Source organism: Pseudomonas sp. NFACC08-1 (genome assembly GCF_900106735.1).
GTDB classification, from domain to species: domain Bacteria; phylum Pseudomonadota; class Gammaproteobacteria; order Pseudomonadales; family Pseudomonadaceae; genus Aquipseudomonas; species Aquipseudomonas fluorescens_Q.
Map to the genome: position 1 here is coordinate 184430 of NZ_FNNL01000013.1, position 8384 is coordinate 192813.

At 61.4% G+C, this 8384-nt stretch carries 9 protein-coding genes; all 9 read left to right on the forward strand.

The window, feature by feature from the left end:
- The first annotated feature begins 44 nt into the window (after window positions 1-44).
- The 9 genes from fabF (at window position 45) to BLU76_RS24040 (ending at window position 8331) form a co-directional block, all read left to right on the forward strand.
- Window positions 45-1289 carry a beta-ketoacyl-ACP synthase II gene (fabF, locus tag BLU76_RS24000; RefSeq protein WP_063324916.1) on the forward strand — a complete coding sequence of 415 codons (1245 nt, stop codon included), beginning with the start codon at window positions 45-47 and terminating at the stop codon, window positions 1287-1289.
- Window positions 1289-2104 carry an aminodeoxychorismate lyase gene (gene pabC, locus BLU76_RS24005; protein WP_092224747.1) on the forward strand — a complete coding sequence of 272 codons (816 nt, stop codon included), beginning with the start codon at window positions 1289-1291 and terminating at the stop codon, window positions 2102-2104. The genes fabF and pabC overlap by 1 nt, the downstream gene beginning before the upstream one ends.
- Before the next feature lie 3 nt (window positions 2105-2107).
- On the forward strand, window positions 2108-3268 hold the full coding sequence (gene mltG, locus BLU76_RS24010; protein WP_086936743.1) for an endolytic transglycosylase MltG: 1161 nt from the start codon (window positions 2108-2110) through the stop codon (window positions 3266-3268).
- 19 nt (window positions 3269-3287) lie between these two features.
- Complete coding sequence (tmk, locus tag BLU76_RS24015; RefSeq protein ID WP_092224749.1) at window positions 3288-3920, forward strand: dTMP kinase; 633 nt, start codon at window positions 3288-3290, stop codon at window positions 3918-3920.
- Window positions 3913-4899: a DNA polymerase III subunit delta' gene (locus BLU76_RS24020; RefSeq protein WP_072344216.1), complete on the forward strand. Its 987-nt coding sequence runs from the start codon at window positions 3913-3915 to the stop codon at window positions 4897-4899. Before tmk ends, BLU76_RS24020 begins: the two co-directional genes overlap by 8 nt.
- 125 nt (window positions 4900-5024) lie before the next feature.
- Window positions 5025-5381 (forward strand): PilZ domain-containing protein, encoded by a 357-nt coding sequence (locus tag BLU76_RS24025; protein ID WP_053180946.1) that lies wholly within the window; start codon window positions 5025-5027, stop codon window positions 5379-5381.
- Between the two features lie 11 nt (window positions 5382-5392).
- Window positions 5393-6187, forward strand: coding sequence for a TatD family hydrolase (locus BLU76_RS24030; protein ID WP_092224750.1), 795 nt, complete (start codon window positions 5393-5395; stop codon window positions 6185-6187).
- Between the two features lie 383 nt (window positions 6188-6570).
- Entirely contained in the window at window positions 6571-7209 is a 639-nt protein-coding gene (locus tag BLU76_RS24035; protein ID WP_060741238.1) for a TetR/AcrR family transcriptional regulator, read from the forward strand.
- Window positions 7210-7362: 153 nt separating this feature from the next.
- Window positions 7363-8331 (forward strand): GTP 3',8-cyclase MoaA, encoded by a 969-nt coding sequence (locus BLU76_RS24040; RefSeq protein ID WP_092150094.1) that lies wholly within the window; start codon window positions 7363-7365, stop codon window positions 8329-8331.
- Window positions 8332-8384 lie beyond the last annotated feature (53 nt).

Genomic DNA, 8384 nt, shown 5'->3' on the forward strand with positions numbered 1-8384 from the left:
CTTTAGGCCTGATGCAAAGTCGTCATTAGAAAAAGGAGAGTGCTGTGTCGCGTAGACGCGTCGTAGTCACCGGTATGGGTATGTTGTCGCCACTAGGCACGGATGTGCCGAGCAGTTGGCAGGGCATTCTGGCTGGCCGCAGTGGCATTGGTCTGATCGAACACACCGACCTTTCTGCCTATTCCACCCGTTTTGGCGGCTCGGTAAAGGGCTTCAATGTCGAGGAATACCTGTCGGTCAAGGAAGCTCGCAAGCTTGACCTGTTCATTCAATACGGCTTGGCAGCCGGTTTCCAGGCAGTGCGCAACGCCGGGCTGGAAGTCACCGACGCCAACCGCGAACGCATCGGCGTGGCCATGGGTTCGGGTATTGGCGGCTTGACCAATATCGAAGAAACCAGCCGCACGCTGCACGAATCGGGGCCGCGACGGATTTCTCCGTTCTTCGTGCCGGGCTCGATCATCAACATGATTTCCGGTTTCCTGTCCATCCACCTGGGTGCCCAGGGACCCAACTACGCCATTGCCACGGCGTGCACCACCGGTACCCACTGCATCGGCATGGCCGCGCGCAACATCATGTACGACGAAGCCGACGTGATGATTGCCGGTGGCGCCGAGATGGCGGCTTGCGGCCTGGGCATGGGGGGCTTTGGTGCTTCCCGTGCGCTGTCGACCCGCAACGACGAGCCCGCCCGTGCGAGCCGGCCATGGGACAAGGGCCGCGATGGCTTCGTGCTGTCCGACGGTGCCGGTGCGCTGGTGCTCGAGGAGCTGGAGCACGCCAAGGCGCGCGGCGCGACCATCTACGCCGAACTGATCGGCTTTGGCACCAGCGGCGACGCCTACCACATGACGTCGCCACCGGCCGATGGCGCCGGTGCTGCCCGTTGCATCGCCAACGCCTTGCGTGATGCGAAACTCAACGGCGAGCAGGTGCAGTACATCAACGCCCACGGCACTTCGACCCCGGCCGGCGACTTGGCCGAAGCCCAGGCGATCAAGACCGTGTTCGGCGATCACGCGTACAAGCTGGCGGTCAGTTCGACCAAGTCCATGACCGGTCACCTGTTGGGTGCGGCAGGGGCGGTGGAAGCGATCTTCAGCGTCCTGGCGATCAACAGCCAGACAGCGCCGCCGACCATCAACCTCGATGAGCCGGACGAAGGTTGCGACCTGGACTTCGTGCCGCACACTGCCCGCAGCATGGACATCGATGTGGTGCTGTCCAACTCCTTCGGCTTTGGCGGGACCAACGGTTCGCTGGTGTTCCGCCGGTTCGCCGGTTGATGGAAAGCTGGGTCGACGGTCAGCCGGCCGACGTCCTGTCGCTGAAAGATCGCGGCCTGGCTTACGGCGATGGGTTGTTCGAGACCCTCGCCGTGCAGGGTGGCGAACCGGTGTTGCTGGCGCGTCACCTGCAACGCCTGGAAACCGGTTGCCGGCGGTTGGCGCTCAACGTCGACATGAGCGCGTTGAGCACCGAGTTGAATGCCTATGCCCGGCGCCTGGGCTACGGCGTGCTGAAGCTGATCGTGACCCGTGGCGACAGTCTGCGCGGTTATGCCGCTGATCCCTCGACCCCGGCCCGACGCATCCTGCAAGGGAGCCCACCAGCCGCTTATCCCGCCGCCCATGCCGAACAAGGCGTTCTGCTGTTTCCCTGCAGCGTGCGGTTGTCCGAGCAACCCTTGCTTGCCGGCCTCAAACACCTCAATCGCCTGGAACAAGTGCTGGCTCGTGCCGAATGGAGCGATGGGCAATACGCCGAAGGCTTGATGCTGGATACGTCCGGGCGGGTGATCGAAGGTGTCTTCAGCAACCTGTTCTTGGTGCGCGACGGCGTGTTGTTCACGGCGGACCTGAGCCGTTGCGGCGTGGCCGGCGTGATGCGCGCAGAATTATTGTTTCAAGCCAAGTCCCAAGGCATCGCCACGCAAATCATGGATATCAGTCTCGAACAGCTGCACCAGGCTGATGAAGTCTTTGTCTGCAACAGCGTTTATGGCGTGTGGCCGGTACGCGGATGCGGTTCGGCGCGCTGGTCGGTTGGCCCGCTCACCCGTAAACTGCAAACCCTTGCCCGTGCGCTATTGGATGTTTGATTCGTGAGACGTAAATTCTTGCTGCTGCTGGAGACCGGACTGGTTCTGGCAGGGCTGATGTTGGGCGCTTCGGCCTGGAAGATTCATTCGGCGCTGCAACAGCCGCTGAACATCACCCAGGAAGAATTGCTGGACGTGCCCAACGGGACCACCCCGACCGGAACCCTCAAGCGCCTCGAAGCCGATGGCCTGATCAAGGACGCCTTCTGGCTGCGGATCTATTGGCGCTTCAATCTCGCCGACCAGCCACTGCATTCCGGTGAATATCGGATGGTGCCGGGCATGACCATGGAAGGCCTGATCGGTGTCTGGAAACGCGGCGAAGTGGTGCAGTACAGCGTGACGCTGGTGGAGGGCTGGAATTTCCGCCAGGTGCGCGCCGCACTGGCCAAGGATGAAAAACTCCAGCAGACCCTCACCGGCCTGAGCGACGCCCAGGTCATGGACCGTCTGGGTCACTCCGGGATATTTCCCGAAGGCCGATTCTTCCCGGATACCTATCGCTTCGTGCGCGGCACCTCGGACGTCGACCTGCTGAAAAAAGCCTACGAGCGCCTGGAAGACGTGCTCGCCAAGGAGTGGGCACAGCGTGCCGCCGATGTGCCTTATACCCAGCCGTATCAGGCGCTGATCATGGCGTCGTTGGTGGAGAAGGAAACCGGCGTGCCCCAGGAACGCGGGCAGATTGCCGGCGTCTTTGTGCGGCGCATGCGCTTGGGGATGCTGCTGCAGACTGACCCCACGGTGATCTATGGTCTGGGCGAGCGCTATACCGGCAAACTCACCCGCGCCCATCTGAAAGAAGAAAATCCGTACAACACCTATTTGATTCCTGGCCTTCCGCCGACGCCGATTGCGATGGTGGGGCGCGAGGCGATTCATGCCGCGTTGAACCCGGCGCAGGGCAACAGCCTTTACTTTGTCGCCCGCGGTGACGGCAGCCACGTGTTCTCCGATGACCTGGAGTCGCACAACAACGCGGTGCGCGAATTCCAACTCAAGCGCCGTGCCGATTACCGCTCCAGTCCGGCCCCGGCAACACCGGACGAGCAGGCACCCATTCCCGCGGCATCACCCGACACGGCGCCCGACGCTGTACCCCAGGTGCCGCCCCAAGTGCCGGCGCCCGAACCGGATGCCAGCGAGCCGCCGAGCCCGCAATGACTTTGATTAAGGATCGCCTGTGACTGGCTTGTTTATAACGCTGGAAGGCCCGGAAGGCGCCGGCAAGAGCACTAACCGCGAATACCTGGCCGAACGCCTGCGGGCGGCTGGCATCGAGGTGGTGTTGACCCGCGAACCGGGCGGTACGCCGCTGGCCGAGCGAATTCGCGAGGTGCTGCTGGCGCCCATTGAAGAGGTCATGAACCCCGACACCGAGCTGTTGCTGGTGTTCGCGGCCAGGGCACAGCATCTGGCCGAGGTGATTCGCCCGGCGCTGGCCCGTGGCGCGGTGGTGCTCTGCGATCGTTTTACCGATTCGACCTATGCCTACCAGGGCGGCGGCCGGGGCTTGTCCGTGGAGCGCATCGGCGCGTTGGAAACCTTCGTCCAGGGTGACCTGCGGCCAGACCTGACCCTGGTGTTCGACCTGCCGGTGGAAATCGGCCTGGCCCGCGCCAGTGCCCGTGGTCGGCTGGATCGTTTCGAGCTGGAGGGCCAGGCTTTCTTCAATGCCGTGCGCAGTGCCTTCCTGAGTCGCGCCAAGGCCGATCCGGCGCGTTACCTGCTGATCGATGCCGCGCAACCGCTGACCCAGGTCCAACAGTCCCTGGACGGCTTGCTGCCGCGTTTGCTGGAGCGTGTCCGTGGCTGAAGCCTATCCGTGGCAAGACGGCCTCTGGCAGCAACTGGCCGGTCGTGCCCAGCATGCCCATGCCTATCTGCTGCACGGCCCGGCCGGCATTGGCAAGCGGGCACTGGCTGAGCGCCTGATGGCCAGCCTGCTGTGCCAGCGTCCTGGTGTCTCGAACGCCTGCGGCGAGTGCAAGTCCTGCCTGCTGCTCAAGGCGGGCAGCCATCCCGATAATTACGTGCTGGAACCGGAGGAGGCGGACAAGGCGATCAAGGTCGACCAGGTTCGGGATCTGGTCAGCTTCGTGGTCCAGACCTCTCAGATGGGCGGGCGCAAGGTGGTGCTGATCGAACCCGTCGAGTCGATGAACATCAACGCCGCCAACGCCTTGCTTAAAAGTCTCGAAGAACCTTCCGGCGACACCGTGCTGTTGCTGGTCAGCCACCAGCCGAGTCGCTTGCTGCCGACCATCAAGAGTCGCTGCGTGCAACAGGCCTGCCCGCTGCCGAGCGAGGCGATGAGCTTGCAGTGGCTGGCCCAGGCCTTGCCCGACAGCAGCGACGAAGAGCGTGTCGAGTTGCTGACCCTGGCGGCCGGCTCGCCCCTGGCGGCTGTCAGCCTTCAGGCCCAGGGTGTGCGGGAGCAGCGGGCCTTGGTGGTGGATGGGGTCAAGAAACTGCTCAAGCAGCAGCAGTCCCCCACGCAACTGGCCGAGGGTTGGAACGCGATCCCGTTGCTCTTGCTGTTTGACTGGTTCTGCGACTGGTCGAGCCTGATCCTGCGCTACCAATTGACCGAGGACGAGGCTGGCCTGGGGTTGGCGGACATGCGCAAGGTGATCCAGTACCTGGCGCAAAAAAGCAGCCAGGATAAAATCTTGAACATTCAGGACTGGATTCTTGCCCAACGTCAGAAGGTGCTGGGCAAAGCGAACCTCAATCGGGTGCTGTTGCTCGAGGCGCTGTTGGTGCAGTGGGCGAGTTTGCCGGGTCGAAACTGACAGACACGGCCCAGTGTCCTGTTTCGCCAATACGTTCCTTTCTTGACGACAACAGACGCCGTCAAAAAGGAACAGTATTTGTGACACAGGACGCTAAACTCAGCTCAATCGCAGCGGAGATCAGCATGAACGAACCTGTCAGTCCCGGGCCACGCAACGGCATCCTGTCCCTGACTATCAAGGACAAGTCGGTGCTGTACGCCGCCTACATGCCTTTCATCAAGAACGGCGGCCTGTTCATTCCCACCAACAAGAATTATCGCTTGGGTGATGAAGTGTTCATGCTCTTGAGCCTGATGGATGAGTCGGAAAAGATCCCGGTCGCCGGCAAGGTGATCTGGATTACCCCCAAAGGCGCCCAGGGCAACAGGGCCGCCGGCGTTGGTGTGCAATTCAGCGACGGCGACAATTCAGCCCGCAATCAGATCGAAACCCACTTGGCCGGCTCCCTGAAGTCCGACCGTCCCACTCATACGATGTAGCCCGGCCTTTTATGCTTGTAGATTCCCATTGTCACCTTGACCGTCTCGACCTCGCTGCCCATGGCGGCTCCCTGGATGCTGCGCTGGACGCGGCCCGTGAACGGGGTGTCGGTCATTTCCTGTGCATCGGCGTCAGCGCCGACAACGCCGCCGACGTCAAGGCTCTGGCCGAACGTTATGCCGATGTCGATTGCTCGGTCGGTGTTCACCCGCTGGATGTCCAGCCCGACGCCGCGCCGGCGCTCGATTGGTTGTTGCGTGAGCTGGACCATCCACGGGTAGTCGCCATCGGCGAAACCGGCCTGGACTATCACTACGAACCGGAAGCCGCCGACGTGCAGCAGGCGTCGTTTCGGCTGCACCTGGAGGCCGCCCGGCAAACCGGCAAGCCGGTGATCATCCACACCCGCGGCGCCCGGGCCGACACCCTGGCCTTGCTGCGTGACGCCGCGCTGCCCCAGGCCGGGGTGCTGCATTGCTTCACCGAAGATTGGGACATGGCCAAGGCCGCCCTGGACATGGGCTATTACATTTCCTTGTCCGGGATTGTCACGTTCCGCAATGCCGATGCATTGCGCGACGTTGCCAGCAAAGTGCCGGCTGATCGGCTGTTGGTGGAGACCGACTCGCCTTACCTGGCGCCCATTCCCTATCGTGGCAAGCCGAACCTTCCGCAATACGTACGGGAAGTGGCAGAGTTTCTGGCGATGCTGCGCGGTGAGTCCTACGAGCGGTTTGCCGAGCAGACGACGGAAAATTTTAAGGAGTTGTTTCCACTGGCTCACGTGCGTGTGGCGCCAGCCTGAATTCCATGCAAAAAAAACCCGGGTTCTGGGGGGTGAATCCGGGTTAAGACCATTAGGAGTAAAACAAAGGCACGCGGTCCGTTGGTACCTTCATCAGCGCGTCACTTGGGGGAGATGTCGCGCCGACAGTTCAAGTATTGATCAGTATGCCAACCCGTCCAGTCTGGCCGGGGTGGTTTTTAAACAAATTTGGAATACGCTCGCTTCGGATAAGTTCTCACTGTCGCCAAAGCTCGCAGGTGCGGCGCATTGGCGTGAGAAATGGCGAGCCGGGCGTGTCGGTTTTGTGAAGAACAGTGGCCGAGAACGGATGATCCGTGCATTTTTGCGTAAGTTAGGCATAATACCCGGCTTCGAATTTTGACCCTTCAGACCTTTTTCTTATGCACAAAGAACCCCGTAAGGTCCGTGAGTTTCGCCGCCGCGAGCAGGAAATTCTCGACACCGCGCTCAAGTTGTTCCTCGACCAGGGTGAAGACAGTGTCACCGTCGAGATGATTGCGGATGCCGTGGGTATCGGCAAAGGCACGATTTATAAACATTTCAAATCCAAGGCGGAGATCTACCTGCGCCTGATGCTCGACTACGAGCGCGATTTGAACGAGCTGCTGCATTCGGCCGATGTGGACAAGGACAAGGAGGCCCTGTCCCGGGCCTACTTCGAGTTCCGCATGCGCGACCCGCAGCGCTACCGCTTGTTCGATCGCCTGGAAGAGAAGGTGGTCAAGGGCAACCAGGTGCCGGAGATGGTCGAGGAGCTGCACAAGATCCGTGCCTCGAACTTCGAACGCCTGACGCTGCTGATCAAGGGCCGGATCAGCGAAGGCAAGCTCGAAGATGTGCCGCCTTATTTCCATTACTGCGCTGCCTGGGCGCTGGTGCATGGCGCGGTGGCGCTGTATCACTCGCCGTTCTGGAGCAACGTGCTGGAAGACCAGGAAGGTTTCTTCCAGTTCCTGATGGACATTGGTGTGCGCATGGGCAACAAGCGCAAGCGCGATACCGACGTCCCGAGCAACTGAGGCCGCACAGGCCAAGACATTCAGCTGTCTTATTGCGCCATGTCCGCTTACATGGCGCAGTGTCCCAGTAATATACTCAGGCTTGGGTCTTGCGAAATCTTGATTTCTAGGTCAATTTTTGCGAGTCCGATTTTTCTCGTGCCGGAGTGACCCATGATCGTTGACCGTCAAGGCAGGCGTTTCCGTAATCTGCGGATAAGCCTGACTTCAGCCTGCAATTACGCCTGTACCTATTGCGTGCCTGACGGCAAGCGGTTGGTGGCTGCGCAGGATGAACTGTCGGCCGAGGCCATGGCGCGTGGCGTGGCCTATTTGATCGAGGCCGCTGGCATCGAGCGGCTGCGCATCACCGGCGGCGAACCGTTGGTCAGCCCCAAGCTCGAGTGTTTCATGATGGCGGTGGGGCAGATGGGCCTGGAGGACATCAGCCTGACCACCAATGGCCAGTTGCTGGCGAAAAAACTGCCCTTGCTGGTAGACGCCGGTATCCGTCGCATCAACGTTTCCCTCGACACCCTGGACCCCGCCGCGTTTCGCAGTATCGCCCGGGGCGGCGACCTGGCGACCGTGCTCGATGGCATGGACCAGGCCCGAGCCGCCGGGATGAAGATCAAGGTCAACATGGTGCCATTGCGCGGGCAGAACCTGGACCAGGTGATGCCTTTGCTCGAATACTGTCTGGAACGTGGTTATGAGTTGCGTTTCATCGAGTTGATGCGCATGGGGCACCTGGCCAGCGACTCCAATGCTTTCCTGCAACAGTTCGTCAGCCTCCAGCAACTGCTCAGCCTGATCGGCGATCAGTACGAATACCTGCAAGCCGATGCGCCGGTGGATGCTACCGCGGTGCGCTATGAGATACCGGGGCTGGGGCACTTTGGCGTGATCGCCAACGAAAGCGTGCCTTTCTGCCGTACCTGCTCACGGTTGCGGTTGTCTTCCACGGGTTGGCTGCATGGCTGCCTGTCGTCGAGTAACCGTCATTTCGTCGGCGACCTGCTGGATAAGCCCCGCCACCAGGCATTGCCGGCGCTTCAGCGCTTGTTGGTCAAGGCGTTGGGGGACAAGCAGGAAGTGGCATTCTCCGGCGGCGCGACCATCATGAAAATCATCGGCGGCTGAATGAGGCTTTTGTGGCGAGGGAGCTTGCTCCCGCTGGGCTGCGCAGCAGCCCC